The 25,431-nt window shown below is 36.3% G+C and carries 30 protein-coding genes, 1 pseudogene, 1 riboswitch and 1 other annotated feature; of the genes and pseudogenes, 19 read left to right on the plus strand and 12 right to left on the minus strand.

Going from position 1 to position 25,431, the window contains the following annotated elements; translation table 11 throughout:
- Positions 1-3: 3 nt before the first annotated feature.
- Positions 4-224: a binding site (T-box leader), on the minus strand.
- Positions 225-366: 142 nt separating this feature from the next.
- The 8 genes and pseudogenes from ACUN28_RS08545 to ACUN28_RS08580 all read left to right on the plus strand — a co-directional run.
- Positions 367-723, plus strand: coding sequence for a hypothetical protein (locus ACUN28_RS08545; protein ID WP_016086395.1), 357 nt, complete (start codon positions 367-369; stop codon positions 721-723).
- Between the two features lie 122 nt (positions 724-845).
- Positions 846-2,234, plus strand: a complete 1,389-nt coding sequence (gene bioA, locus ACUN28_RS08550) for an adenosylmethionine--8-amino-7-oxononanoate transaminase (RefSeq protein WP_016086396.1) — start codon at positions 846-848, stop codon at positions 2,232-2,234.
- The gene (gene bioD, locus ACUN28_RS08555; protein WP_016086397.1) at positions 2,234-2,962 is read left to right on the plus strand and encodes an ATP-dependent dethiobiotin synthetase BioD; all 729 of its coding nucleotides are present in this window, start codon (positions 2,234-2,236) and stop codon (positions 2,960-2,962) included. The genes bioA and bioD overlap by 1 nt, the downstream gene beginning before the upstream one ends.
- Positions 2,928-4,115 carry an 8-amino-7-oxononanoate synthase gene (bioF, locus tag ACUN28_RS08560; protein ID WP_016086398.1) on the plus strand — a complete coding sequence of 396 codons (1,188 nt, stop codon included), beginning with the start codon at positions 2,928-2,930 and terminating at the stop codon, positions 4,113-4,115. The genes bioD and bioF overlap by 35 nt, the downstream gene beginning before the upstream one ends.
- Positions 4,112-4,852: an alpha/beta fold hydrolase gene (locus ACUN28_RS08565; protein ID WP_016086399.1), complete on the plus strand. Its 741-nt coding sequence runs from the start codon at positions 4,112-4,114 to the stop codon at positions 4,850-4,852. The genes bioF and ACUN28_RS08565 overlap by 4 nt, the downstream gene beginning before the upstream one ends.
- A complete protein-coding gene (gene bioC, locus ACUN28_RS08570) occupies positions 4,818-5,627 on the plus strand; it encodes a malonyl-ACP O-methyltransferase BioC (protein ID WP_016086400.1) in 810 nt (269 codons plus the stop codon). Before ACUN28_RS08565 ends, bioC begins: the two co-directional genes overlap by 35 nt.
- Before the next feature lies 1 nt (position 5,628).
- The gene (bioB, locus tag ACUN28_RS08575) at positions 5,629-6,627 is read left to right on the plus strand and encodes a biotin synthase (RefSeq protein ID WP_016086401.1); all 999 of its coding nucleotides are present in this window, start codon (positions 5,629-5,631) and stop codon (positions 6,625-6,627) included.
- 181 nt (positions 6,628-6,808) lie between these two features.
- Positions 6,809-7,123, plus strand: a pseudogene (locus tag ACUN28_RS08580) (hypothetical protein); the annotation flags it as partial.
- A 34-nt stretch (positions 7,124-7,157) separates the two neighbouring features.
- Here the strand turns inward: ACUN28_RS08580 and ribH are convergent.
- The 5 genes from ribH to ACUN28_RS08605 all read right to left on the minus strand — a co-directional run bounded on the left by ribH (position 7,158) and on the right by ACUN28_RS08605 (position 11,403).
- Positions 7,158-7,619: a 6,7-dimethyl-8-ribityllumazine synthase gene (ribH, locus tag ACUN28_RS08585; protein WP_016136807.1), complete on the minus strand. Its 462-nt coding sequence runs from the start codon at positions 7,617-7,619 to the stop codon at positions 7,158-7,160.
- Between the two features lie 18 nt (positions 7,620-7,637).
- On the minus strand, positions 7,638-8,831 hold the full coding sequence (gene ribBA / locus ACUN28_RS08590; RefSeq protein ID WP_016086404.1) for a bifunctional 3,4-dihydroxy-2-butanone 4-phosphate synthase/GTP cyclohydrolase II: 1,194 nt from the start codon (positions 8,829-8,831) through the stop codon (positions 7,638-7,640).
- A gap of 12 nt (positions 8,832-8,843) precedes the next feature.
- On the minus strand, positions 8,844-9,488 hold the full coding sequence (gene ribE, locus ACUN28_RS08595) for a riboflavin synthase subunit alpha (RefSeq protein ID WP_016086405.1): 645 nt from the start codon (positions 9,486-9,488) through the stop codon (positions 8,844-8,846).
- The gene (ribD, locus tag ACUN28_RS08600) at positions 9,470-10,555 is read right to left on the minus strand and encodes a bifunctional diaminohydroxyphosphoribosylaminopyrimidine deaminase/5-amino-6-(5-phosphoribosylamino)uracil reductase RibD (protein ID WP_445423372.1); all 1,086 of its coding nucleotides are present in this window, start codon (positions 10,553-10,555) and stop codon (positions 9,470-9,472) included. The genes ribE and ribD overlap by 19 nt, the downstream gene beginning before the upstream one ends.
- 307 nt (positions 10,556-10,862) lie before the next feature.
- Positions 10,863-11,006: riboswitch (FMN riboswitch) on the minus strand.
- Positions 11,007-11,196: 190 nt separating this feature from the next.
- The gene (locus ACUN28_RS08605; protein WP_001151582.1) at positions 11,197-11,403 is read right to left on the minus strand and encodes a CDGSH iron-sulfur domain-containing protein; all 207 of its coding nucleotides are present in this window, start codon (positions 11,401-11,403) and stop codon (positions 11,197-11,199) included.
- 288 nt (positions 11,404-11,691) lie between these two features.
- Here ACUN28_RS08605 and ACUN28_RS08610 point away from each other — a divergent pair, with 288 nt between their 5' ends.
- On the plus strand, positions 11,692-11,937 hold the full coding sequence (locus tag ACUN28_RS08610; protein ID WP_016086407.1) for a DUF2552 family protein: 246 nt from the start codon (positions 11,692-11,694) through the stop codon (positions 11,935-11,937).
- Between the two features lie 11 nt (positions 11,938-11,948).
- Here the strand turns inward: ACUN28_RS08610 and ACUN28_RS08615 are convergent, their stop codons facing one another.
- Positions 11,949-12,872: an alpha/beta hydrolase gene (locus ACUN28_RS08615; RefSeq protein WP_016086408.1), complete on the minus strand. Its 924-nt coding sequence runs from the start codon at positions 12,870-12,872 to the stop codon at positions 11,949-11,951.
- 81 nt (positions 12,873-12,953) lie between these two features.
- On the opposite strand from ACUN28_RS08615, the gene ACUN28_RS08620 reads away from it, so the two are divergent.
- Complete coding sequence (locus ACUN28_RS08620) at positions 12,954-13,436, plus strand: GNAT family N-acetyltransferase (protein ID WP_016086409.1); 483 nt, start codon at positions 12,954-12,956, stop codon at positions 13,434-13,436.
- 99 nt (positions 13,437-13,535) lie between these two features.
- A complete protein-coding gene (locus ACUN28_RS08625) occupies positions 13,536-14,399 on the plus strand; it encodes a LacI family DNA-binding transcriptional regulator (RefSeq protein WP_016086410.1) in 864 nt (287 codons plus the stop codon).
- A gap of 23 nt (positions 14,400-14,422) precedes the next feature.
- Here the strand turns inward: ACUN28_RS08625 and ACUN28_RS08630 are convergent, their stop codons facing one another.
- Positions 14,423-15,742: a Na+/H+ antiporter family protein gene (locus ACUN28_RS08630; RefSeq protein ID WP_016086411.1), complete on the minus strand. Its 1,320-nt coding sequence runs from the start codon at positions 15,740-15,742 to the stop codon at positions 14,423-14,425.
- Positions 15,743-15,870: 128 nt separating this feature from the next.
- Positions 15,871-16,872 (minus strand): alpha/beta fold hydrolase, encoded by a 1,002-nt coding sequence (locus ACUN28_RS08635; protein ID WP_445423373.1) that lies wholly within the window; start codon positions 16,870-16,872, stop codon positions 15,871-15,873.
- A 122-nt stretch (positions 16,873-16,994) separates the two neighbouring features.
- On the opposite strand from ACUN28_RS08635, the gene ACUN28_RS08640 reads away from it, so the two are divergent.
- Entirely contained in the window at positions 16,995-17,471 is a 477-nt protein-coding gene (locus ACUN28_RS08640; RefSeq protein ID WP_016086413.1) for a ribbon-helix-helix domain-containing protein, read from the plus strand.
- A gap of 128 nt (positions 17,472-17,599) precedes the next feature.
- On the opposite strand, the gene ACUN28_RS08645 is transcribed toward ACUN28_RS08640, so the two are convergent.
- Positions 17,600-19,189, minus strand: a complete 1,590-nt coding sequence (locus tag ACUN28_RS08645) for a bifunctional metallophosphatase/5'-nucleotidase (RefSeq protein WP_016086414.1) — start codon at positions 19,187-19,189, stop codon at positions 17,600-17,602.
- Positions 19,190-19,392: 203 nt separating this feature from the next.
- Here ACUN28_RS08645 and ACUN28_RS08650 point away from each other — a divergent pair, with 203 nt between their 5' ends.
- The 3 genes from ACUN28_RS08650 to ACUN28_RS08660 all read left to right on the plus strand — a co-directional run bounded on the left by ACUN28_RS08650 (position 19,393) and on the right by ACUN28_RS08660 (position 21,358).
- Positions 19,393-19,656 (plus strand): YqkE family protein, encoded by a 264-nt coding sequence (locus ACUN28_RS08650; RefSeq protein WP_016086415.1) that lies wholly within the window; start codon positions 19,393-19,395, stop codon positions 19,654-19,656.
- Between the two features lie 68 nt (positions 19,657-19,724).
- Positions 19,725-20,249, plus strand: coding sequence for a GrpB family protein (locus tag ACUN28_RS08655; protein ID WP_016086416.1), 525 nt, complete (start codon positions 19,725-19,727; stop codon positions 20,247-20,249).
- Between the two features lie 281 nt (positions 20,250-20,530).
- Positions 20,531-21,358, plus strand: coding sequence for an aldo/keto reductase (locus ACUN28_RS08660; protein ID WP_016086417.1), 828 nt, complete (start codon positions 20,531-20,533; stop codon positions 21,356-21,358).
- Positions 21,359-21,387: 29 nt separating this feature from the next.
- Here the strand turns inward: ACUN28_RS08660 and lolS are convergent, their stop codons facing one another.
- Together lolS and mciZ are read right to left on the minus strand one after the other, a co-directional pair.
- Positions 21,388-22,302, minus strand: coding sequence for an aldo/keto reductase (gene lolS, locus ACUN28_RS08665; RefSeq protein WP_016086418.1), 915 nt, complete (start codon positions 22,300-22,302; stop codon positions 21,388-21,390).
- Between the two features lie 132 nt (positions 22,303-22,434).
- Positions 22,435-22,569, minus strand: coding sequence for a Z-ring formation inhibitor MciZ (gene mciZ / locus ACUN28_RS08670; protein ID WP_000870296.1), 135 nt, complete (start codon positions 22,567-22,569; stop codon positions 22,435-22,437).
- 74 nt (positions 22,570-22,643) lie between these two features.
- Here mciZ and ACUN28_RS08675 point away from each other — a divergent pair, with 74 nt between their 5' ends.
- Entirely contained in the window at positions 22,644-23,183 is a 540-nt protein-coding gene (locus ACUN28_RS08675) for an NUDIX domain-containing protein (RefSeq protein WP_016086419.1), read from the plus strand.
- A gap of 24 nt (positions 23,184-23,207) precedes the next feature.
- On the opposite strand, the gene ACUN28_RS08680 is transcribed toward ACUN28_RS08675, so the two are convergent.
- Positions 23,208-23,759 carry a GNAT family N-acetyltransferase gene (locus tag ACUN28_RS08680; protein WP_000803488.1) on the minus strand — a complete coding sequence of 184 codons (552 nt, stop codon included), beginning with the start codon at positions 23,757-23,759 and terminating at the stop codon, positions 23,208-23,210.
- Between the two features lie 155 nt (positions 23,760-23,914).
- Between ACUN28_RS08680 and spoIIM the strand changes: the two genes are divergently transcribed.
- From spoIIM to ACUN28_RS08695, 3 genes are all read left to right on the plus strand, one after another.
- Complete coding sequence (gene spoIIM / locus ACUN28_RS08685) at positions 23,915-24,532, plus strand: stage II sporulation protein M (protein WP_223261012.1); 618 nt, start codon at positions 23,915-23,917, stop codon at positions 24,530-24,532.
- A 106-nt stretch (positions 24,533-24,638) separates the two neighbouring features.
- Entirely contained in the window at positions 24,639-25,094 is a 456-nt protein-coding gene (fur, locus tag ACUN28_RS08690; RefSeq protein WP_000392657.1) for a ferric iron uptake transcriptional regulator, read from the plus strand.
- A gap of 103 nt (positions 25,095-25,197) precedes the next feature.
- Entirely contained in the window at positions 25,198-25,428 is a 231-nt protein-coding gene (locus ACUN28_RS08695) for a YqzK family protein (RefSeq protein WP_016086421.1), read from the plus strand.
- Positions 25,429-25,431 lie beyond the last annotated feature (3 nt).

Raw genomic sequence — 25,431 nt, forward strand, 5'->3', positions numbered from 1 at the left:
ATATGCAGGGACGAAAAATTCGCGGTACCACCCTAAATTGTGAAACAGTGTCGTTTCACCACTCTTTAGATATAACGGTCTATAACCGTCTTTCACTACTCCGTACGTTTCGCAAAAGAAGCTCCAGGGGGTAATTCATAATTCGCTCTGTACTGGTTCACACCGACCACCAGCTCTCTGAAATCAGAAATCGAAATACTACTAAATCCTATCAATGCCGATTCATATGATGTTAGTTAAATTTTTATCACATTTTCATCTAATATGTCAATAAAAATATTCGATATTTTTTTAGGGGGATAAAGATTAAATATTTTCAATGTTCTAAAATTGTGCGTTATAATGAATTTGAAAGGGGAGGAAAGAGTGAAGAAAAAAATAATTCTTTTTACCACCTTACTAGTCATTGGCGGAAGTGCTGGAATTTACACAGCTTTTGCAGCTGAATCAGAGCAGGCGAAGCAAAAGCAAATACAGCAATCAGAAGTGAAAAAAGTGAAAGAAGCTGAAGAGAAGAAGTCGATGGAAAAAGCAGCTACGAAACTAGGAGTTTCTACTGAAGGGAAAACAAAAGAAGAGGTTACGAAAGAAGTAGATAAAGCTAGGTTTGAGCAGCGCCATGATTTATTAATTGAGCATGCTAAGCAACTTGGAATTGATACAGAAGGAAAAAAAGATGAAGAGATTATTTTAGAAATCGGAAAGATACAACACGGAAAGTAGAACAACTTATCATACGATAAGTTGTTCTTTTTTAAGAACTATTTGATTTAAAAATAATTGACAGTCATTTAGATTTAATGTTAACTATATTTATAAACTAGTTAACATTAGGGGTGACAATTGTGACTGTTAATAGTAATACGACTGAAAAATCATCTTATACATATGAAGAACTATCGGCGAAAAATAAAGCTTATGTATGGCACCCATTTACACAAATGAAGGATTATTTAGAAGAAGATCCTGTCATTATTGAACGTGGAGAGGGAAGAAAGCTATATGATGTAAATGGAAATGAATATTGGGACGGTGTTTCGTCTATTTGGTTAAATGTTCATGGACATCAAGTACCAGAATTAGATGAGGCAATTCGTGAGCAATTAAATAAAATTGCTCATTCTACTATGCTAGGACTTGCTAACGTTCCATCTATTTTATTAGCAGAAAAAATAATTGAAGTTGTACCAGAAGGATTGAAGAAAGTATTCTATTCAGACTCCGGTTCTAGCGCCGTTGAAATTGCAATTAAGATGGCATTTCAATATTGGCAGCATAAAGGAAAACCGAAGAAACAAAGATTTGTTACATTAAAAGAAGCGTATCACGGTGATACAATTGGAGCTGTTTCAGTAGGAGCAATAGACTTGTTTCACCAAGTGTATAGTTCACTTTTATTTGAGGCAATTAAAATGCCTTATCCATATACATATCGTTCTCCTTATGGAAATAATAAGGAGGGAATTGTAAGAAAACATTTAGAAGAAATGGAAGAGCTGCTGAAAGACAAACATGAAGAAATTGCAGCTATTATTGTAGAACCTTTAATGCAAGGTGCTGGAGGCATGATTACAATGCCAAAAGGATACTTAAGAGGGCTACGGGATTTATGTACAAAATATAATGTGTTATTTATTACAGATGAGGTAGCGACTGGATTTGGGCGTACCGGGAAAATGTTTGCATGTGAACATGAAAATGTAACGCCGGATATTTTAACAGCTGGAAAAGGTTTAACGGGCGGATATTTACCAGTTGCAATCACCGTAACGACAGATGAAATTTATAATGCCTTTTTAGGCGAATATGAAGAACAAAAAACGTTTTTCCACGGTCATAGTTATACAGGGAATCCGTTAGGGTGTGCGGTAGCAATTGCGAATCTAGAACTATACGAGAAAACAAATTTAATAGAAGAAGTAGCACGTAAGACGGAATATGTGGCGACGCAATTGGAAGAGCTCTTTGCATATAAACATGTAGGGGATATTCGTCAGTGCGGGTTAATGGTTGGAATTGAACTTGTGAAGAATAAGGAAACGAAAGAAGCGTTTGAATGGACAGAGAGAGTCGGTGTTCAGGTGTGTAAACGCTCAAGAGAGCTGGGCATGATTATACGACCGCTCGGTAATACGATTGTATTTATGCCTCCTCTTGCTTCTACAATGGATGAGATTGATGATATGTTACGTATTTTGTATAAAGCAATCTCGGATGTTACGGAGGGAGAATAATGAGTGGTTTTTTCATAACAGCAACGGATACTGAAGTGGGGAAAACTGTAGTTGCAGGTGCATTAGCAGGTGTATTTAGAGAATTGGGATATAACGTAGGGGTATATAAACCGTTGCAAAGTGGACATGTTGCATCAAATCCAGAGGGAGATGCAGCAAGGTTAAAAGTATTATCAGGTGTACCGACAAAAGAAGATGAAATTTGCCCTTACTCTATTGAAGAACCGCTTGCTCCAAGACTTGCCATGAAGAGAGCTGGAAGAGTAGTACATTTAAAAGACATTATTGATCATTATAATGAACGATTGAAAGAGTGTAATAGTCTATTTGTAGAAGGTGCAGGTGGACTGGCTGTTCCATATACAGAAGACGCTTTAGTAATTGATTTCGCGAAAGAATTACAGCTTCCTCTTATTGTAGTAGCACGCCCTACATTAGGAACAGTAAATCATACAGTTTTAACGATTGCTTATGCAAAGGCACATGGCTTAACAGTAGCAGGTGTAATTTTATCCGGCTGCAAAGAATGTGAAATGGAAAGAGTACAAGAAAATAAAGAAATGATTGAAGAGCTAAGTGGAGTACCGGTTTTAGGTTTATTACCATTCTTTGAAGGTGCGTTTACAAAAGAAGAAGTCTTAGAATCTGCGAAAGAGTATATTATGATTTCAAAATTAGAGGAGTTCATCCGAAATGAATCAACCGTGGCGCACATATCTTCAAACTAAATTACAACAATTACATGAGCAAGGGCAGTATCGCAATTTGCATGTAACAGAACAGGCAGAAGAGACATGGCTTATTCGAGATGAGAAAAGGATGCTAAATTTAGCGTCAAATAATTACTTAGGGTTAGCTGGAGATGAAAGGTTAAAAGAAGCTGCTATTGCATGCACAAGAAAATATGGAACTGGGGCGACAGCATCAAGGCTCGTTGTAGGAAACTATTCACTGTATGAAGAGGTTGAGAAAAGTATATGCGATTGGAAAGGCACCGAAAAAGCCTTAGTTGTAAATAGTGGATATACCGCAAATGTTGGAGTGATTTCTTCATTAGCCTGTCGTCACGATATTGTGTTTAGTGACAAATTAAATCACGCAAGCATCGTTGATGGAATTATATTAAGCGGGGCAGAACATAAAAGGTATCGTCATAATGATTTGGATCATTTAGAGAAGCTGTTGAAAACAGCTTCTCCTGAAAAGCGGAAATTAATCGTAACTGATACTGTTTTTAGTATGGATGGTGATACTGCGTATTTGAGGGAGTTAGTGCAGCTGAAAGAGAAATACGGGGCAATCATTATAGTTGATGAAGCACATGCGAGTGGAATATATGGAATCGGCGGAGCTGGATTATCTCATATAGAAAAAGATCTTGCTCAAAAAATTGATATACATATGGGGACGTTTAGCAAGGCTTTAGGGTGTTATGGTGCGTATTTGACAGGTGATGCAATTTATATAGAATATTTACAAAATATGATGAGAAGCTTTATTTTTACTACAGCTTTACCACCGGGAACATTAGGAGCGGTACAAAAGGCAATTGAAATTGTAAAAAAAGATAATGAGAGAAGAGAGAGACTTATAGAGAATGGGGCATATTTTAGGACACATTTGCAAGAAGCTGGTTTTGATATTGGGAATAGCTCAACTCATATTGTACCGATTGTAGTTGGTTCAAATGAAACAGCTTTATGGTTTAGTAAAAGGTTGCAAGAAGTAGGTATTGCAGCAATTGCAATTCGTCCACCAACGGTTCCAGTGAATAGTTCGCGGGTCCGTTTTGCAGTTACGTCCCAACATACAATAGCTGATTTGAACTGGGCTATTCAGCATATTATACGCATTGGTAAAGAAGAGGGGTTTTTCGTATGAAAGAGCTAAAGATTATTTTTATTCCTGGGTGGGGAATGGAAGAAGGTGTTTGGACTTTAGTTCTGCCGTATTTTAAAGGATATTCTGTTCAATGTATCAATTGGCGTAATGTGAAAGAACAAAGTGAATTTGCGGGGCGAATAATAGATGTAGCAAAGGATGAAAATGTAATTTTAGTTGGATGGTCACTAGGGGCGTTAGCAGCAGTTCAAGCTCATAAAAAGATTAAGGCGAAAGGTATCGTTTTAATTGGTGGTACTGCTAAATTTACAAATACGAGCGACTATACAAGTGGATGGAATGCTTTGCATGTAGAACGGCTGAAAAAGAATGTAGCGAGAAAGAAAGAAGATACGCTCAAGCGGTTTTATGAAAATATGTTTACAAAAAATGAGCTGAAAGAGAATAAAAGGTTTGAAGATATGATAAAAGGCTTTAAAGGTGATTCTATTCAGTCTTTGCAAGTAGGTTTGGAGTATTTAATAGAAACAGATATGAGAGAAGAACTGAAAGAAATGAAAGTCCCTATACTACTAATTCATGGAGAGCAGGATGTAATATGCTCATTATCTGCAGCGCGTAGTATGGCGCAGAATGAGAATAGCATGCTCAAGGTAGTAAGAGAGGCTGGACACGCATTGTGTGTGACGAATTTCGAATATTGTGGAAATGAGATAATTCAATTTGTAGAGGGGATACGACATGATCAACAAAACGTTACTACAAAAACGGTTTAACATGGCAGCGGTATCCTACGATCAATATGCAAATGTACAAAAAAAGATGGCACATTCATTACTTTCTACATTGAATCGGCGATATAGTGCAAATTCATCGATACGTATTTTAGAACTTGGATGCGGGACAGGATATGTTACAGAACAATTATCAAACTTATTTCCGAAAGCACATATTACAGCTATTGATTTTGCTCAAAGTATGATTGCGGTTGCGGAAACTAGACGAAATGTGAAAAATGTAACATTTTACTGCGAGGATATTGAAAGATTACGACTAGAAGAAACATATGATGTCATTATTTCGAATGCCACATTTCAATGGCTAAATGATTTAAAACAAGTGATAAGAAATTTATTTCATCATTTGGCTATAGATGGGATATTACTTTTTTCAACGTTTGGGCATGAAACATTTCAAGAATTGCATGCTTCGTTCCAGCGGGCGAAAGAAGAAAAAAATATACAAAATGAAACATCAATTGGGCAACGTTTTTATTCGAAAGATCAGTTGCGCCATATATGTGAGATAGAAACAGGGGATGTGCATGTTTCTGAAACATGTTACATAGAGAGATTTACAGAAGTTAGGGAGTTTCTGCACTCTATTCGAAAAGTAGGAGCGACCAATAGTAATGAAGAATCATATTGCCAAAGTCCCTCACTCTTTCGTGCGATGCTTCGCATATATGAAAGAGACTTCACGGAAAATGAAGGGATAATGGCGACGTATCACGCTTTATTTATGCATATAACAAAAGAGGGGAAGAGATGAAATGAAACAAGTACAAACAAAAAGGGATTGGAAAAAAATTGCATACGACGTAGTAGAAGAGAAAATGATTACGAAAGAGGATGCAATAGCGATATTAGAAGCTGATGATACAGAAGTTTTAGAAATTATGAATGCAGCTTACATCATTCGCCATCATCACTTTGGTAAGAAAGTAAAATTAAATATGATTATTAATACGAAATCTGGATTATGTCCTGAAGATTGCGGATATTGTTCACAGTCTATTATTTCAGAGGCACCGATTGATAAATATGCATGGCTAACGCAGGAAAAGATTGTAGAAGGAGCACACGAAGCAATTCGCCGTAAAGCGGGTACATATTGTATTGTAGCATCTGGCCGTCGTCCGACAGATAAAGAGGTGAATCACGTAATTGGAGCAGTTAAGGAGATTCGTGAAACGACAGATTTGAAGATTTGTTGTTGTTTAGGTTTCTTAAACGAAGATCAAGCCAGACGTTTAGCAGACGCGGGAGTGCATCGTTATAACCACAATTTAAATACACATGCAAATAATTACGAAAGCATTTGCTCCACTCATACGTATGACGATCGTGTTGATACAGTTCAAAAAGCGAAACAAGCGGGCATTTCACCATGCTCTGGGGCGATTTTTGGAATGGGAGAGACAATAGAAGAGCGTGCTGAAATTGCATTTGAATTACAACGTATAGATGCAGATTCAATTCCATGTAATTTCCTTGTTGCTGTAAAGGGTACGCCGCTTGAAGGACAAAAAGAGTTAACACCAGTAGAATGTTTAAAAGTGCTGGCGATGATGCGTTTTGTAAACCCAACGAAAGAAATTCGCATTTCAGGAGGACGTGAAATCAATTTACGTTCTGTACAGCCAATCGGTTTATTTGCAGCAAACTCTATTTTTGTTGGAGATTACTTAACGACAGCTGGACAAGAACCGACTGCAGACTGGGGTATGATTGAGGATTTAGGGTTTGAGATTGAAGAATGTGCATTATAAGATAGATAAAAAAGCAAACTTGTAAAAGAGTTTGCTTTTTTTGTAAATAAAATGTAATAAATAGTTGTGAACGTTTGATACTATTGGTTTTTGAGCGGAAAAAGAGTTTTGGTGGACGAATTTTCCAAGCCCCAATTGTACATAGTAAATATGTAATTTATATTGGGTTGGAGGATTTTACATGCACAAATATATATTAGCGATTATGACTTGTCTAATTTTACTAAAAGCAATAAGTGCTGATCCAGTTAAGGCCACCGAAAATCCTGAGCAAAAAGAGATGCAACAACGAATTGAACAACATTTTCGAACGAAAGCTGAACATTTTGGATTGAAAACAGAAGGGAAAGATTTAAAGGAAGTACGAAAAGAAATTACTATTATAGAAGAAGCGAAAAAAAGAGAGAATGTATGGAGAACAGCACAAACGCTTCGTATACAAACAGAAGGAAAAACAATGGATGAATTAATAAAAGATGTACGGAAAAAAGTAAAAAATAAAAAAGAGGCCGCAGCCTCTTTTTATTTTTTTATGCCCATTGTTTTGATAAGTGAGCCATTTCAATCGCAGCAACTGCGGATTCATAGCCTTTATTACCAGCTTTCGTGCCCGCGCGTTCAATCGCTTGTTCAATTGTTTCTGTCGTTAATACACCGAAAATAACTGGTATGTCTGTTTGAAGTGATAAAGATGCAACACCTTTTGCTACTTCGTTACAAACGTAATCGTAATGTGTTGTAGCACCGCGAATTACAGTACCTAACGTAATAACAGCATCATACTTCCCGCTATTAGCCATTTTTTTAGCGATTAAAGGAATTTCAAATGCGCCAGGAACCCAAGCAACATCGATATCAGTATCTTCTACACCGTGACGCTTTAATCCGTCTAAAGCGCCGCCAAGTAACTTACTTGTAATAAATTCATTAAAACGTCCAACAACAACCCCAACTTTTAATCCTGTACCAACTAAATGACCTTCGAATACCATAATAAATCTCTCCCTTAATTATAAGTTTAGTAAATGTCCTAATTTGTTTACTTTCGTTTGTAAATACGTTTTATTCTCTTCTTTTGTTGGCATTTGCAATGGTACACGCTCGATTACTTCTAAATCGTAACCTTGTAAGCCAGCAATTTTTCGCGGGTTATTCGTTAATAATCGTAAATGTTGTAAACCTAAATCTTTTAAAATTTGAGCGCCAATACCGTAATCACGCAAATCAGCTGGGAATCCAAGCTTTTCATTTGCTTCTACAGTATCGAAGCCTTCTTCTTGTAACTTATAAGCGCGAAGCTTATTAAGAAGCCCAATACCTCGTCCTTCTTGTCTCATATAAAGAAGAACGCCTTTGCCTTCACGCTCAATTTGAGCCAGTGCAGCATGGAGTTGTGGTCCGCAATCACAGCGGCACGAGCCAAATACATCTCCTGTTAAACATTCTGAATGAACGCGTACAAGTACAGGCTCTCCTGTTGAAATATCACCTTTTACGAGTGCGATATGCTCTTTCGAATCCAATGAATTAGAATAGCCAATTGCATGGAAAGTACCGAAATCTGTAGGTAATGTAATTTCCACTTCTCGCGTCACTAATGTTTCATGGTGGCGGCGATAAGCAATTAAATCTTCTATTGTAATCATTTTTATATCAAATTGTTTTGCGCACTGTATTAAATCAGGTACGCGTGCCATCGTACCGTCCTCATTAATAATTTCGCAAATAACTCCAGCTGGTTCTGCTCCGCAAAGCTGTGCTAAATCGACAGCAGCTTCTGTATGACCAGCACGGCGCAGGACACCGCCTTCTTTCGCAATTAATGGAAAGATATGTCCAGGACGATTGAAATCAGCACCTTTTGATGCAGGATTTAATAATTCTTGTATCGTAGTTGCACGTTCGTGGGCACTAATCCCTGTTGTTGTAGAAACATGATCAATACTCACTGTAAATGCAGTATGATGCGAATCTGTATTATGAGCTACCATTGGTTCTAATTGTAGACGTTCTGCGTACCCTTCCGTAATCGGTACACAAACGAGACCACGTCCATGTGTAATCATAAAGTTAATTGTTTCTGGCGTAATATACTCTGCTAAAGCGATAAAATCGCCTTCATTTTCACGGTTTTCATCATCACATACAATAACGACTTTTCCTTGTTTTAAATCTTCTAGAGCTTCTTCAATACGATGAAACATCATGCTTCCCCCTTATAGAAATCCGTTTTCTTGTAAAAAGCTTTCGCTCATTGAACCTGTTCGTTTTACAGGTTTAGAAATAAAGCGTTCGATGTATTTACCAATCATGTCACACTCAATGTTTACGATGTCACCGGCATTCTTTTCTCCGATAACAGATTCACTTACTGTGTGCGGGATGAGTGAAATTGTAATGGAAGATTCGTCTATATCAAATATTGTTAAACTCGTTCCATCAACAGCGACGGACCCTTTATGCAAACAATAGCGTAGCAATTCATCAGAAATAGCTATTTTGTAATAGAGGGCATTATAATGTTGTTTTTTGTTTAATATCGTTCCGATGCCATCGATATGTCCTGAAACGAAATGTCCACCGAATCGTCCGTTTGCAGCCATTGCTCGCTCTAAATTTACTTTACAGTGCGGTTTAAGCATGCGAAGGGATGTTGATTGCATCGTTTCGGGCATTGCATCCACTGTGAATGAAGTTGTTGTGAAACTCGTTACAGTTAAGCAAATACCGTTAACCGCGATACTGTCACCTAAGTGAACATCTGATAAAATTTTATTTGCATGGATCGTTAACTTCATCGATTCTCCGCTTTGTTGCATGTTTGCAATCGTTCCTAATTCTTCTACAATTCCTGTAAACATTCCGTCACCTCACTTCGGGCATTCGCAACGATTTTTATATCATCGCCAATTTGTTTCATCTCTTGAATTTCCAAGGAAAGTGCATCTTGTAATTTTGAAAAACCATTTCCGCCAATTAATTTTGGGCTTATATAAGTCACAATTTCATTGAAATACTTTGTTTGTAAGAAACTCGCATGAACTGTTTGACCACCTTCGACGAAAAGAGAAAGGATTTGTTTTTCGCCAAGTAAGTGTAAGAGATCTTGGATTTCAATTTGCTTCGTTTTCATTTGGAAAATAGCTATATTTTCAGATTCATAAGAAGCTATTTTCTCTTTATTTACATCCTTACCGACAATAATCCATGTCGGTGCTAAACCATCTGTTATGACATGAGAAGATGGTGGCGTTCGTAAATGGTTATCTAAAATAACGCGAATAGGATGTTTCCCCCCATTTGGAATTCTTGTCGTTAAATGTGGATTATCAGCGATAACCGTATTCACTCCAACGAGAATCGCATCATGTGTATGGCGATATTGGTGAACATCAGCTCGTGCTTCTTCCCCTGTAATCCACTTACTTTCACCAGTTACAGTTGCTGTTTTTCCATCTAAGCTCATCGCTGTTTTTATTGTTACAAATGGGCGTTTCGTTTTCATGTAGTGAAAAAAGTAACGATTTAATAAAACTGCTTCTGCTTCAAGAACACCGGTAGTTACTTCGATACCAGCTTCTTCTAATCTCCTTTTTCCATTACCAGAAACGAGAGGATTGCAATCAAGAGTAGCAATTACAACCCGTTTGACTCCTTTTTTGATGAGCAATTCACAGCAAGGTGGTGTTTTTCCAAAATGGCTACAAGGTTCAAGAGTTACATAAACGGTAGCTCCTTTTGCCTTCTCACCAGCCATATGAAGGGCGTGAACTTCTGCGTGTCCTTCACCAGCACGTAAATGGGCGCCCATACCGACGATGTTTCCATCTTTTATAACAACAGCACCAACCATAGGATTTGGGCTTGTTTGCCCAGATGTCCCTTCTGCTAACTGCAAGGCAATCCTCATATATTCTTGATCTGTCATTCTCTTCACCTCTCCTAAAAAAATCAAAAAACCCCAAGGATTTAATATCCTTGGGGTTTGGGAGACGTGATTTCTAGAAATATAGTTTGAATACGAAAGCATAGGAAAGAAACCTAACGATAATTGATATTTCTGCATAAGGAAAAAGCCTAGCAAAATATCGAATTTTTCAAACGCTAGTTGTCTCTTTTTATTTCAGTATAAAAAAATGAGTATAGAAAACTAAACATATATAAAGAATCAAAATGAACCTTTAAAAATATGCATACTGAAATAAAAGTGTATTCACTATATAAAAAACTAGAAACATATCCTTCTCCCATCCAGACTATACTGTCGGCCCTAGAGTTTCACTAGATCCACCGTTTTCAAGTTGAAAACGGGTCACGGACTTAGAAGTTTGCACTTCATCACCGCCGGTTGGGAATTTCACCCGACCCCGAAGGATGTTGTTTGCTCAAATTATAGCACAAAAAAAATAAAAGGCTAGAAAAAAATATTCGAATGTGAAGAATTGTGTGAAAATATATGTAGGCTGGAATGGAGACAAAAGTATTAGAAATGTTGTAAGGAGAAGGGATATAACGGAGTTACTAAAAAGAAAAAACATGCACAAAAAAATGTGCATGTCACATGTTAAATTATTCTGCCTCTGGTGCTCTAACAACAGACTCGAATTTACCTTTATGCGAAGCATCGCAATAAGGCATATTTTTTGATAAACCACAACGGCATAAAGAAAATGCCGGTTTTGCTGGGAATACATTCCCTTGTGAATCGACTAATTCCACGTCCCCTGTAACGCGAAAAGAGCCATTATCATTTACTTTAATTTGTACTTTTGCCAACGTTATCCCTCCTTCCCAAACGCTTAATTCCATCATATAATCAAGAGAAGTGCTTGACAATATAAAGTGAAACTTTAATCAATGGGGGAGGTATCCCCCGCTGATTATTAGTTGAACCAATCGGGCTTTTAGGGGCAGTTAATCTCCCACCTAACTTCTTTGTTTCAGCCGAATTTTGAGGTGGGAGTTTTACTGCCCGCAAATAGCGGGGCAAAAAGAGCACTTTGTTTGAAAGAGAAGAGAGTGTTATAATGTTTTTTATAACTGACTAGAGTAAGGTGACGAGAGATGGATAAACAATTACATACATTACGAAACATTGCAAATGAGCGCACGTGGGCATCATTTTTGAATGATAATCATCCATATAGTTTGTTACATTGGTCCATTGCAGGTGTAGGGCAAGAGGCAAAGGATGTTTGGTTACTTCAAGATGAAGTAACATTTCAAACGACAGAATTTCCAACACTGGATGAAGCAGTGCAATGGATTTCTGAAAACATGGAACAAGTTACAGACGTTTTAGCGCAATAAAAAAAACAGGCTTATGCAAGCCTGTTTTTTGTTTCTTTTACATATGATTTTAAAAATTGATCAACGGCTGCTTCATACTCTTCTTTATTTTCATTATAAGAGCAAGCGTGTGCGCCGCGTTCTGCAATATAAAGTTGTTTATTGTTTTCTTTTGCTTCATATAGTGCTTTCGTCATATCAGCTAAAATATAATCATCATCTTTACTATGAATAAAGAGGACGGGATTTTGAATGTTTTTTATACAATCGATTGGTGAAACTTCACGAATCGTATAACCGTCACGTACTTTTAAAAAAGCATTTGCTAAAGGTAATAAAGGCCATTTAGGTAAATGGAATTCAACCTTTAAACGGTGTTGTAATTGCCCGTAGAAATCAGAAAAAGGACAATCTGCAATATAGAAATCAGCACCATCTTCTACAAGTCCTGCATATTGAAGAAGTGTTGCAGCGCCCATAGATTCACCATGAATACCGAGTGTTATATTTGTTCCAAAACGACTTTTTAGCCAGTCAACTACAGATTTTAAATCATGTTTTTCATAGTATCCATAGCTTGTTGTTTTTCCGCCAGTTTTACCATGACGACGATGATCATAAATAACGACATTATATCCTCTGTTTAAAAATAACCTTGCATATTTTACAGAGTTCATTTTATTTACAGTTACGCCGTGACAAAAAATCATAAACTTATTGGAATGACCAGCAGGAATGTAATATCCGTGAAGATCATATCCAAATTGCGAAGGAATATGAATTTCTTCTTTATGAAGAGCATCAAAATCCTCTATACGAAAATGTTTTTTCGTTTCTCTTTCGAGTACTTCTTCCTCTGTTTTTTTCTTTAAGTACATCACTTTATTTGTAAAGAAAATCCCAAGGGCAGTTATTGCACCTAGTATAGTAAACAATGCTGCAAAAAAACGTTTCATACTTTACCTCATCCTCCAAATACCGTTACATGTGATACACTTACATTGTATCACAATGATAGAAAAGGGGAGAAATAGGAAATGGTGCATATACAAAAAATTACGCCAGCGATGAAAGAAACAATTCGAATGTTCATGTGTGAGAACTGGGGGAGTTCATTGATGGTTTCACGTGGTAAGGGGCATCAGTTAGAAGAATTGCCAGGATTTGTTGCGCTCTTAGATGACAGAATAATCGGAATCATAACGTATGAAATAACCGGAAATATGTGCGAAATTGTATCGTTAGATAGCTTTGAAGAAAGAAAAGGAATAGGGACGAAACTTGTGGACTGTGTATTACAAGTTGCAAAAGAGAAACAGTGCAAGGAGGTATGGCTCATTACAACAAATGATAATATGAACGCTTTACGCTTTTACCAAAAACGGAACTTTATGATGACCAATTTATATGTGAATGCAGTGGAAGAGGCGCGAAAAATAAAGAAAGAAATTCCACGTATCGGATATGATAATATTCCAATTGTACATGAAATTCAGTTGGGGTATCACTTAACGAATTGATGTAACAATTTCCAGAAATATAAGTTATTAATCTTGACGAAAATTGTAATTTAGGTTACCGTAAAATTGTAATCTATTACCATATTAAGGGGTGACGATGTGGCAACTATACGTGATGTTGCAAAATTGGCAGGTGTTTCAGTCGCAACCGTTTCACGAGTTATTAATGAAAAAGGATACGTTCATGAGGACACAGTAAAACAAGTAAAGGAAGCAATTGAGGAATTACGTTATAGGCCAAATAGTGCAACAAAGCCATTGTTTAAACAAAATTCAACGATAATTGCATTACTTGTAGATAATTTATATGACCTATCAAACATCACTTTGCTACATTGTATTGAGGAAATAGCGTATAAAGAAGGATATCAAATCATTGTTTGTAATATAGAGAATAAAGATAGATACATACATATGTTGAAAGAAAATAACGTTGCAGGTGTTATTGTGACAAGATCAGTCTTTAAAAGTATAGGAGAAATTTCACTTCCGTTTGTTGTGATTGATGAAAAAAAATCCTATGCAAATCATTATGAAAGTGGACAAAGGGCGGTTTCTGTATTAAAAGAGAAAGGCTGTCACTTTCTTGCTTATTTCGATGAGGGAGAAGATAGTGAAGAAATGGAAGAGCACATATCAGGATTTTTAGACGCTGTTTGGGAGGAAGGAATCTCTTATCGAGAAGTATGTGTACAAGGGTATACGAATAAACAGTTTATTACATTATTGCAAAAAAATCCGTATATAGATGGAATTGTAGCCTCAAGTGATCAGATTGCTATTGAGTTAATTCGGTCAGCGAGATTTCTAAATATACATATACCAGATAAATTGAAAATTATTGGGCCGAATGGGAGTATGGAGTGTGAATGGATAGCTCCATCACTACCGGCAATTGAAAGCTATGTCGAAGATAATGGGAAAATAGCTTTTCAACAATTAAAAGGAAAAATAAAAAAGTAAAAGGTGCGTATAAAACGCACCTTTTATAATGTAATTGCGGCAATAAAGCCGAATATAAGTAACGGTATATTATAATGCAGAAAAGTCGGTACACATGTATCCCATATATGATGGTGTTGACCATCAGCATTTAAACCTGATGTTGGTCCAAGTGTACTATCTGACGCTGGAGATCCGGCATCACCTAGCGCTCCGGCTGTACCGATAATTGCAATTGTGGCCATTGGACTAAATCCAAGCTGCATGCAAAGAGGTACAAAAATTGTTGTTAAGATAGGAATGGTTGAAAAGGATGAACCAATTCCCATCGTAACGAGAAGTCCAATAATAAGCATAAGAAATGCAGCGAGTGGTTTGTTATTTCCGATTATATGTGCACTCGTTTGCACGAGAGATTCAACATGTCCTGTTTTTCGAAGAACAGCGCCAAATCCAGCGGCAGCAATCATAACAAAACCGATAAAGGACATCATACGCATTCCGCTTGTTAATATCGCATCTGCTTCTTTAAGTGGTAGACTACCACTTACTGATAAAACGATAATCCCCGCTAAAGCACCGAAAATCATTGATTCTGTTGCTAATTGAACAGTTAATGTGGCTATGATAGATAATAATCCGAAAGTAATGCTCCGTTTTGTATAGGGAACGATTTCATTTGCAGTAGTATGAATTTGTTCTGTTTCATACGTACGAGGTTTTCGGTACGTAATGAATACCGCTACACATAATCCGATAATCATACCGATTGCTGGAATAGTCATTGCTTTTGGAATAAGCGCGACATCAAATGTAAGACCGCTTTGCGCAGCATTTGTTTGCAATACATCATGATAAATTTTTCCGAACCCTGCTGGAATCCACATATAAGGAGTAATCAATCCGAATGTAATAATACATGTAACAAGTCTGCGATCCACTTTCAGCTCATTTAATACTTTTAAAAGTGCTGGAATTAAGATGGGGATGAAAGCGATATGAACAGGAATCACATTTTGTGAGAAACAAGCCATCGTTAAAATGATGAATAAAATAAGTATTTTAGAATAAACTTGTTTTTTCGTGTCTTGTTCATTGCCAATCCATTTTAATGCAGTTTGAATCATGGCATCTGGAAGTCCTGTTTTGGAAAGGGAAATAGCGAAACCGCCAAGCATTGCATAACTTAAAGCGATTGGAGCACTGTTACCAAGACCAGTTGTAAAAGTATTAATAGTTTCTGAAATACCGAGTCCGCCGATAATTCCGCCTGTTAAAGCTCCAACAATGATGGCGACAATGACCTGGACACGTAACAAACTAAGCAATAGCATAACTGCTACTGCGACGAGTACAGCGTTCATAATAAATGTAATCTCCCTAAATTTTTATTGTGTTAAGGCAAGTAAATATGAAGCACTTTGCTATATTTATACATAGTTGCGACATATTATTATAAAATGTTTTCTATGAAATGTAAAAGAGCCTTTTGTTACGAATGCTGAAAAGCTAGCTCTTGTTTAATTGATTGTAAAGAATTAGCAAATAGTTCTGGTTCTTCTAAATCAGGAGAATGTGCTGAATTTGGGAACCAAATCATTTTTTTTATGGGTGCTTCCATAACATCACAATATTCTTGAACGAGTGCATAAGGAGTTTGATAATCATAACGACCAGAACAAAAATAAACTGGAGTAGATAAACTTGAAATAGAAGAAAAGAAATCAATTGTCAGCATTTCTTCCCATAAAACACCAGATTTTAAGTTTCCTGCGAGAAATTTGAACCAATCTAATAGCGTATATTCAGGAGAAAAGAAGCCTTTTCGTATGAAAGAAAAGGAAGATCCATTTTGAATTGCACCCCCGAATGTGCCAAGCCACTTTCTTTGAATAATGAGACGTCTCGTATCTAAAAATGGTGGTTTACCTAATTTTAAAAGGGAAGCTAATGCTTTTTTATGATCATGTTTTTTGGCAGAGCTAATTAAATGTTGATATAGTAGTTCTTCATTTTGTTTCATATGTACAATTTGTCCAATACCAATGTAAGCTTCGATATACTTTGGATATCGATGTGCTATGTTAAGCCCAATAATACTCCCCCAAGAATGACCAGCAAGAAATAGTTTTTGTTTATTGAATTTTTTAAGTACATATTGAATAACTTCTTTTGCATCGGAAACGAATTGTTCGATTGTAAAATTTGCCCCGAAATCTTTCATTGAAAAGGATTTACCTGCCCCGCGCTGATCCCAATTAATAACGATAAAGTGTTTCTCCAATTCTTTTTGAAAATGACGAATAAATCCGATTTGTGCCATACCAGGTCCGCCGTGACAACATAATAAAATAGGCTGCTCTACGTTTTGACCGCGTATAAGGAGAGTTTGTTTTCGATTATTAATCATAACGCTTTCCATCGTAGCGACACTATTAGGAATGAGTTGTTTATTTTCATTATAGAACTGTGGGGTATAGCTACGAAAAAGCATATTGAAACCCTCCTTTTCTGAAATCGTATGAATCGCACAGGCTATTCGTTTTGCATATACTGTTAGAAAATCATTGTAACATACCATACTAGTTTCATTTCAATACGGGAGGAGGGGAGATTGTGACGATTGGAGAAATTATAGATTGTTTAAATAGACGTGAATCCATCGCTATTATAGCGAAACGCCTTGAAATAAGTCCATATACACTATCGAAGAAATTAAGATTAATTGGATATGAATATGACGGAGAGCAGAAGAAACGTATTTTTGTAGGAGATGGAGAAGAACCACGTCACTTACAACTCCAAGAAGCGACCGCCCTTCAACATGAGAAAACAGATTATCAATTATTAATTTATGAGCAATTACAAAGCATTTATGAATTATTAAGAAAAAGAGAAGAAGTAAGCGCGCCAATTATGAGTATAAGTACAGAAAAAAAGAAACGTACTTTTTCTATTAATAAAGAAATATTAGCAAAATTAGACGTTATATCAGAATCAAAAGGAATTCAAAAGTCTAAACTTGTAGAAGAGGCGTTACAACAATTTTTACAACAATATGATTTTAATAAAACATCACATTTTGATAACTAAAGAAAAGGATACTATGTTCATTGTAAGAACGAGTATCCTTTTTAGGTTTCACATATATTACGGATAAAATAAAAGGTCCGTGTGTATTTTTTAAGATGAAAAATTAAGATTGTTTATTCTGAGCGTACTTAATTTATTTTTTGAATTCTACCATCAATAATTGGCTGAATAGGTTCTTTTAATTGTTTTACGTAATCGACTAGCGCTTCAAAGTCGTTTGGACCAGTTTCTGCATTTTTACCATTTTTAAATGATACGAATCCATCACCGCCAGAAGCTAAGAAGGCATTTGCCACTACGCTATACGTTTTAGATGAAGATAACTCTTCGCCGTTTGTTAAACGTATATTTGTAACTTTTTCACCGTTTGGTTTATTTGCATCCCACGTATATTGAATACCTGAAATTTGAAGCATTCTCGTCGTTCCTTTTTGCCATTGCTGATTTAAAATGTCGCGAATATCTTGGCCTGTTAAATCTACCTTAATCAATTGGTTTCCGAAAGGTTGAATGCCGTATAATTCGCCCCATGTAATATCGCCAGCATCTAAGTCATTACGAATACCACCAGGATTCATAAGTGCGATTTGAGCTTGCATCGTTTGACGCTGTGCGTCGGCAATTACATTCCCAAGAGTAGATTCACCAGCATCATTTTGTTTACGGTCGATAGGTGCTGTAGATTTTCCTACAACTTCATTTACAAGTGGTGCGATTTTTTCTTTATATTGATCTAGTTTTTGTTTTACTTGTTTATCAGGCTCTACACCTTCATGATATGTTGTAATCACTTCAGCTTTTTTCTTTACAATATCTTTTGTTTTACGATCAATTGTTACATCTACGTCTGAGAAAGCTGTTCCATAAGAGTTCGCTTGGACGATTAGTTTATTATTTACAGTACCATTTACATATGTGTGACTATGCCCACCGAAAATAACATCAACTTCCGGATCTGTTTCATTTGCAATTCGAGTAAGGTCTCCATTTGTCACGCCAGAATCATCAGTTGTTCCGCCGACATGGGCAAGGACGACGATGGATTTAACACCGAGACGCTTTAATTGCTGCGCGGATTTATTAATTGCTTCTACTTCGTCAGTGATCTGTACATTTTTAAGCATGGTAGGCATAACGACATTTGGTGTATCAGTTGTAACAACTCCAATGAATCCTACAGGAACACCATCAACCATTTTTACAGTAAATGGTGGTAAAAATAAGCGACCAGTTGATTTGTTATAGAAATTTGCAGCGACATAAGGGAAGTTTGCGCCTTTGAAATTGCCTGTTTTTTCATGGTAACCACCATAAATAAGTCGGCGCATTTCATCAATACCTTCATCAAATTCATGGTTTCCGATTGTACCAACATCGAATTTTAAGTCATTTAAAAATTCAATCGTTGGTTCGTCTTGTAATAACGCTGAAACTGGTGGACTAGCTCCGACAATATCGCCAGCATGTACGAGAAGTGTATTAGGGTTTTGCTTTTTACGTTCTTTTAAATAAGTAGCTAAGTAATCAGCGCCACCAGCTTCTTTGTTATTAATTTTTTTAACAGTATCTAGTTGTCCATGAAAATCATTAATACCAAGCATTTGTACGTCTATGTAGCGGTTTTGTTCAGCTGGAGTCTGAGATGGGGGAGCGGCAAATACGCTTGAAAAAGTAATGGTGCTTAAAACGGCAACAGCAGGAATGATTTTTTTCCACATAATTCATTTCTCCTTTTTTTTTATAATCTGACATCATACGACATAATTTTAATAGATTCATAGGATTATATCCATATAAAAATTTAGTTTTTTCGAAAAATTAACATATTTACAAAAGATGAATAATAGAGTAAAGAGCCTTTTTTATTGTCGAGTTCATTGTGTATCTACTATAATGGAGAAAAAAGTAAAAGGTGAGTAGCATGAAGAAAAAGAAACAAAGACAAATGCAAAGACAATCGCAAGTGAATAAACTAGAGAAAGAGTCGCTTACATTAGGTGATCAATTAAATGATTCACTCATGCAGCAATTAAAGAATAAGAAGAAAGAATTGCAAGTGAGAGAAGAGGAAAAAGAGGCAGCTGAACTGGAAAGAAAGCGCCAAGAACAAAAAGAACGTGAAAAGAATAAATCATTTGAAGAACTGTTAAGTGAAAGTAGCCTTACTTGGAAAGACTTTAAATAATATAAAAAATGATCAGTGAATACCGCTGATCATTTTTTTGACGAGCTTGTAAGAAAAGGGGAGTTTAAATGAGGAAAATTGTAGTCGTTCCGCATGAAAATCATTGGAACGAAAAATTTCAAATAGAGGCCGAAAGATTAAAATCGGCGATGCCAGAAATGGTGAAAGTCCATCATATTGGAAGCACGTCAGTGCCAGGACTGGCAGCAAAACCAATTATAGATATGATTATGGAAGTAGAGAGTATCGACAGAGTAGATCATTGGAATGAACGTTTTAAAGAGCTTGGTTACATCGTAAAAGGGGAAAACGGTATTTCAAGACGTCGTTATTTTATTCATGGAACGGAGGAAAAGCGCTCGTATCACTTACACGTGTTTGAAAAAGGAAATCCTGAGATAGTAAGGCATTTAGCGTTTCGTGATTATATGATGGCTCATTGTGAAGAAGCAGAGGCATATGCAACCTTAAAGAAAGAATTAGCCGAAAAATATACATATGATGGCACGTTATATACGGAAGGAAAAAATGAGTTTGTGCGTAGTGTTGATGAAAAAGCGAAAGAATGGATAGAAAATAACGTGAATGAATGAGTTCGCATTATTTTTTAAGGTGTATAAATTTATCCGACTTTAATGGGCAGTAAGACCCCCACCTCAAAATGCAGCGAAAGCAAAGAAGTTAGGTGGGGGATCAACTGCCCATAAAAGTCCGATTGGTTCAACTAATAATCAGTGGGGGATGAAGAAAACCCCCACTGATTAAAGTTTCACTTTATTATGTAAACTGTACATATGTTTTGACTTTTTGGTTGAATCTTGTTGAAATAAAGTGGTGGCTTATAAAAAAATGTAAGAATGAAAGGGAGACGACTGTGCACATTCCAACAACTACACTTCATAATGGCGTAAAAATGCCGATGATTGGTCTAGGCGTTTATAAAGCGAAAGAAGGGGACGAAGTAAAACAAGCAGTAAAAACAGCGTTAGAAGTTGGATACCGTTCGATTGATACAGCAACTGTATATGAAAATGAAAGCGGTGTCGGAGAAGCGGTTCGTGAATCAGGGATTCCGAGAGAAGACATATTTATTACAACAAAAGTTTGGAACGACGATCAAGGATACGAGGAAACACTTGAGGCGTTTGAAAAAAGCTTAAAGAAATTACAAATGGACTATGTAGATTTATATTTAATACATTGGCCAATAAGAGGGAAGTATGTCGATACGTACCGAGCGTTAGAAAAACTGTATGAAGAAGGTAAAGTGCGCGCGATTGGTGTTTCTAATTTTCATAAACATCATTTAGAACTGTTATTACCAAATTGTAAAGTGAAGCCGATGGTCAACCAAGTGGAACTTCATCCGATGTTAGCGCAATTTGAATTGCGTAATTTCTGTCAAGGTGAGCAAATTCAAATGGAAGCATGGAGCCCATTAATGAGAGGCGGGGAAGTATTTCAGCACCCGATTATTCAGGCCATTGCTACCAAATATGATAAAACACCTGCGCAAGTTATATTAAGATGGGATATTCAGAGCGGGGTAGTGACGATTCCTAAATCTGTTACACCATCCCGTATTAAAGAGAATTTTACTATCTTTGATTTTTCACTAACGGAAGAAGAGATGACTCAAATTAATACGTTAAATCGTAATTTACATGTAGGAACGAATCCTGATAAATATGATACGCTATAAAAAGACGCTACCATACTGGTAGCGTCTTTTTAACGATGTAAAGCATAGGTATCACATTTAGCAATTTGCTGAAGTTGTATATATTCTGCTGTTGTTAACTGTGTTTGTTTACTAGCCTGTACATTTTCCTGCAATTGTTGAATAGAGCTTGCACCAGGTATAACAGCTGCAACAGTTTCGTTATGTAAGCAATATTGAATAGCTGTTCCTGTTAAAGAGCTTTCTCCGATTATTTCTTTTACACTGGCCAGTGTCGCATATAATTCATCGTAAGAATAAGAAAGGTAATCCTTTTCTTTTACTCTTTCTATCTTTCTTGCATTCTTGTCAGTTAGAATTCCTTTTGCAAGTGGTCCGCGAGCAATGACGCTAATTTGATGTTCATTAAGAAGCGGGAACCATTCTTCGGGGCGACGATTTAAAAGGCTATATTCCATTAGTACACTAACGATATTTGAACGTTTTGCATACTCACGGATGACATTTGGACGTATAGAAGAAATACCGTAATGGCGAATGATACCTTCTTTTTTTAATTCTTCAAAGGCTTCAATTGTTTCATCTATAGGATCTTCAATCGTCCCGCCGTGAAGTTGATAAAGATCAATATAATCAGTTTGAAGTCTACGTAAACTTTCTTTCACTTCAGCCTTTATGTAATTCTTAGAAGGATCCCAAGACCAGCCATTTTTTTCTTCTGTCCATCGATTTCCAACCTTCGTTGTAAGAACAATTTGGTCTCGTTTCCCTTTTAAGGCTTTTCCAACAAATTCTTCGTTTAATCCATAATCATATAAATCCGCTGTATCAAAAAAATTGATTCCTAAATCGATTGCTTCATCGATAATACGCATAGCTTCTGTTTCAGATGTACCGAGAGACATGCAGCCAAGGCCCATTTCTGTAACAAACAAATCTGAGTTTCCTAATTGACGTTTTTTCATAGGTCAACCTCCTTATCTTTATTGTACGAGAGGGAAAAGAGGTTGACAAACGTTTACTTTCAATCCCACATTTACTCCCCATAAAAGTTCGATTGATATGGCTAATAATTAGAGGGGGACGGGCCAATCCGATTAATGTTTCACTTTATTTGCTGTAATCCACTCTTGTACAGTTGTATACTCTTTGCCATATTGTTTTAGCTTATGGCGAATTTGCCATGCTTTTCCGACTAAAGTGACGCGATTTGGTAAAATATAAACTTTCATTTCTATCACGCTCCTTTCAATGTGGTAAAATGTATGAGGAAAGAATAGGAAATAGAACAGGGAGATGAAGTAGTATGAGTAATCTTGCAGAGAGAACAGTAAAAACTGAGCCAATTTTTGATGGTAGAGTTATAAAAGTTCGTGTTGATGATGTAGTATTACCAAATGGAGCAATGAGTAAACGTGAAATTGTAAATCACCCTGGTGCAGTTGCTATTATTGCTATTACTGATGAGGGGAAAATTGTGCTTGTTGAGCAGTATCGTAAAGCGCTTGAAAAGGCGATTATAGAAATTCCGGCCGGCAAGTTAGAACCTGGCGAAAAACCTGAGGTGACAGCAGTTCGTGAATTAGAAGAGGAAACAGGATATGTATGTGAAAATATGGAGTTTATTACTTCTTTCTATACATCTCCAGGATTTGCAGATGAAATTTTATATGTATATAAAGCGACAGGTTTGACGAAAAAAGAAAATAAAGCCGAGTTAGATGAAGATGAGTTTGTGGAATTGATGGAAGTATCGTTAGAAGAAGCGACTACTCTTATGAAAGATCTTCGTATTCATGATGCGAAAACGATGTTTGCAGTACAATATTTACAACTACAAAAATAAACACTCGCCAAAGGCGAGTGTTTTTTAATTGATTTTTGCGTATACGCGTGCATCACGTAAGCTACCATCTGGTGCTATGAAATCATTTTCCATTGTACCTTCTAGAATAAATTCTAAACGTTCTGCTAGGTTACATGCATTTGTATTTGTTGCATCAATACGAATTTCAATTCTTCTAGCACTTAGCTTATCAAAGGCAAATTGAATGGCACCTTTAATTGCTTCAGTCATATAGCCTTGTTTTGTATAAGCGCTATGCAGCCAGAAGTGAAGTGAAAACTTTGGAATATCCCAATTTTCAGGCTTGAGCGTTATAGCTCCGATGAATGTACCAGATACTTTATCGTATAAGTGAAAATCAAGTGTTTCACGAAGTAAAAACTGTCCGTGAGCGTTACGAACGATTTCTTCAGCACTTTCTTCTGTTTCAGCGTTAATTGGCATCCACGGTACTAAGTCTTCTAGAGAAGCTTGGATTGCTTCATACACTTCTGCACCATCACCTGGAAATGGCTTACGAACTTGTAAGCGTTCAGTTTGAAATAATGTTGGAAAATCTAATAATAATGGTTTCAAGAGAAATCCCTCCTATTCTCTACTTTTTAGTTTAGCAAAGTAGAGCGGAATTTCAATGTTAATTCGTCATACTTTTTTCTTTCTTTCATACATTTTTAGTAAGAGTGTGAACGGAGGGAAGAAAAATGTGGCGAAAAACTTGGCAAGACCGCGTAATGTCTCACATACAGGAAAACTCTTCATTATATATATTTAACGCTGTTTTATTATTGATGGGAGTAATATTTGGGGCGATTCTTGTAAATAGTTTACAATTAAATCAAAAACAAGATTTATCATTTTATTTACAACGTTTTTTTGGACAAGTTTCTAAAGGAGAATTTGCTATTGCAGGCGAAATGTTTCGAGAAAGTTACTTTTCGCAATTAAAATACATTGGATTTATTTGGATTTTGGGGATTTCAATTATTGGATTGCCACTTATTTTTATTTTATTATTTGTAAAAGGAGTAGTTGTCGGATTTACAGTAGGTTTTTTAGTAAGTCAGCATGGATGGAATGGATTATTACTAGCATTCGTTTCTGTATTGCCACAAAATCTCATTATCATTCCAGTATTTCTCGTTATGACAACAATTGCCGCAAGCTTTTCCTTACGCATGATTAGGCATCAATTTATCCGGAAAATAACCGAGCCGCTATTACCATTATTAATTCGTTATACATGCTTCTTTCTTGTAATTGGAGCGGTGTTAGCTCTTGCTTCTAGTGTAGAAGCTTATGCATCACCAGTTTTAATGAAAGAAGTCGTTGAGGCTATTAATAAACAATAAATACTTTTTGAGAATGATTATCAATTTGTTTTTATTGTTTTTCTTTTGACAGAAGCCCTTCTTCTGATATAATGGTGTAAGAGTGGCGAGGAGGGAGTAGTACCGAATGGAAGAAAGAATTGAACGAATTAAGAAGCAATTACATGCAGCGAGCTACAAATTAACACCGCAACGTGAAGCAACAGTTCGTGTGCTGCTAGAAAATGAAGAAGATCATTTAAGCGCAGAAGATGTTTACCTCCTTGTAAAAGAAAAGTCGCCAGAGATCGGATTAGCAACCGTCTATCGAACTTTAGAACTATTATCTGAGTTAAAAGTTGTCGATAAGATTAACTTCGGAGACGGTGTTTCACGCTATGACTTACGCCAAGAAGGTGCGCAGCGTTTCCACCATCATTTGATTTGTACACAATGTGGTGCTGTACAAGAAATACAAGAAGATTTACTTGGTGAAGTGGAAAGGAAAGTAGAACGTGACTGGAGCTTTAAGGTGAAAGATCATCGTTTAACATTCCATGGGATTTGTAAAAATTGTCAAGAAAATGAAACGGATGAAAAATAACCTTTTCCTATTTATCTAGGAAGAGGTTTTTTATTTGAATAAGGTATAAATTGGTGAAAGCTTGGCATATGTTGTAATAACTTATATTTTGGAGGAATTTACAATGCGCCGAGCTTTAAAATTAACTTTTGATGGAATAAAAGTATTTTTATTATTTACAAGTTGTACGATTTTGTTTTATTTCGCTATACTATGGATAAATGAAGAATATGAAAGCTATCATCGTTATGAAAAGCCAAAAGAAGAGACTGTAGAAAAAGTATCAGGGAATGAAGAGCCGGCAAAGGATGCTTTCGTAAATAGAATGAAGTTTTTCTATGAAAATGGGGAGTAGTGT

Source organism: Bacillus sp. WC2507 (genome assembly GCF_052656125.1).

Bases quoted from the DNA above. Each gene is read 5' to 3' on its own strand.
- ACUN28_RS08655 (WP_016086416.1), top strand. From the start codon at position 19,725: ATGAGGAAAATTGTAGTCGTTCCGCATGAAAATCATTGGAACGAAAAA.
- bioB (WP_016086401.1), top strand. From the start codon at position 5,629: ATGAAACAAGTACAAACAAAAAGGGATTGGAAAAAAATTGCATACGAC.
- bioF (WP_016086398.1), top strand. From the start codon at position 2,928: ATGAATCAACCGTGGCGCACATATCTTCAAACTAAATTACAACAATTA.
- ACUN28_RS08630 (WP_016086411.1), bottom strand. From the start codon at position 15,742: ATGAACGCTGTACTCGTCGCAGTAGCAGTTATGCTATTGCTTAGTTTG.
- ACUN28_RS08650 (WP_016086415.1), top strand. From the start codon at position 19,393: ATGAAGAAAAAGAAACAAAGACAAATGCAAAGACAATCGCAAGTGAAT.
- ACUN28_RS08565 (WP_016086399.1), top strand. From the start codon at position 4,112: ATGAAAGAGCTAAAGATTATTTTTATTCCTGGGTGGGGAATGGAAGAA.
- ACUN28_RS08610 (WP_016086407.1), top strand. From the start codon at position 11,692: ATGGATAAACAATTACATACATTACGAAACATTGCAAATGAGCGCACG.
- ACUN28_RS08675 (WP_016086419.1), top strand. From the start codon at position 22,644: ATGAGTAATCTTGCAGAGAGAACAGTAAAAACTGAGCCAATTTTTGAT.
- ACUN28_RS08615 (WP_016086408.1), bottom strand. From the start codon at position 12,872: ATGAAACGTTTTTTTGCAGCATTGTTTACTATACTAGGTGCAATAACT.
- ribBA (WP_016086404.1), bottom strand. From the start codon at position 8,831: ATGTTTCATCGTATTGAAGAAGCTCTAGAAGATTTAAAACAAGGAAAA.
- ribH (WP_016136807.1), bottom strand. From the start codon at position 7,619: ATGGTATTCGAAGGTCATTTAGTTGGTACAGGATTAAAAGTTGGGGTT.
- bioD (WP_016086397.1), top strand. From the start codon at position 2,234: ATGAGTGGTTTTTTCATAACAGCAACGGATACTGAAGTGGGGAAAACT.
- fur (WP_000392657.1), top strand. From the start codon at position 24,639: ATGGAAGAAAGAATTGAACGAATTAAGAAGCAATTACATGCAGCGAGC.
- bioC (WP_016086400.1), top strand. From the start codon at position 4,818: ATGATCAACAAAACGTTACTACAAAAACGGTTTAACATGGCAGCGGTA.
- ACUN28_RS08620 (WP_016086409.1), top strand. From the start codon at position 12,954: ATGGTGCATATACAAAAAATTACGCCAGCGATGAAAGAAACAATTCGA.
- lolS (WP_016086418.1), bottom strand. From the start codon at position 22,302: ATGAAAAAACGTCAATTAGGAAACTCAGATTTGTTTGTTACAGAAATG.
- mciZ (WP_000870296.1), bottom strand. From the start codon at position 22,569: ATGAAAGTTTATATTTTACCAAATCGCGTCACTTTAGTCGGAAAAGCA.
- ribE (WP_016086405.1), bottom strand. From the start codon at position 9,488: ATGTTTACAGGAATTGTAGAAGAATTAGGAACGATTGCAAACATGCAA.
- ACUN28_RS08635 (WP_445423373.1), bottom strand. From the start codon at position 16,872: ATGCTTTTTCGTAGCTATACCCCACAGTTCTATAATGAAAATAAACAA.
- ribD (WP_445423372.1), bottom strand. From the start codon at position 10,555: ATGACAGATCAAGAATATATGAGGATTGCCTTGCAGTTAGCAGAAGGG.
- spoIIM (WP_223261012.1), top strand. From the start codon at position 23,915: ATGTCTCACATACAGGAAAACTCTTCATTATATATATTTAACGCTGTT.
- ACUN28_RS08695 (WP_016086421.1), top strand. From the start codon at position 25,198: ATGCGCCGAGCTTTAAAATTAACTTTTGATGGAATAAAAGTATTTTTA.
- ACUN28_RS08645 (WP_016086414.1), bottom strand. From the start codon at position 19,189: ATGTGGAAAAAAATCATTCCTGCTGTTGCCGTTTTAAGCACCATTACT.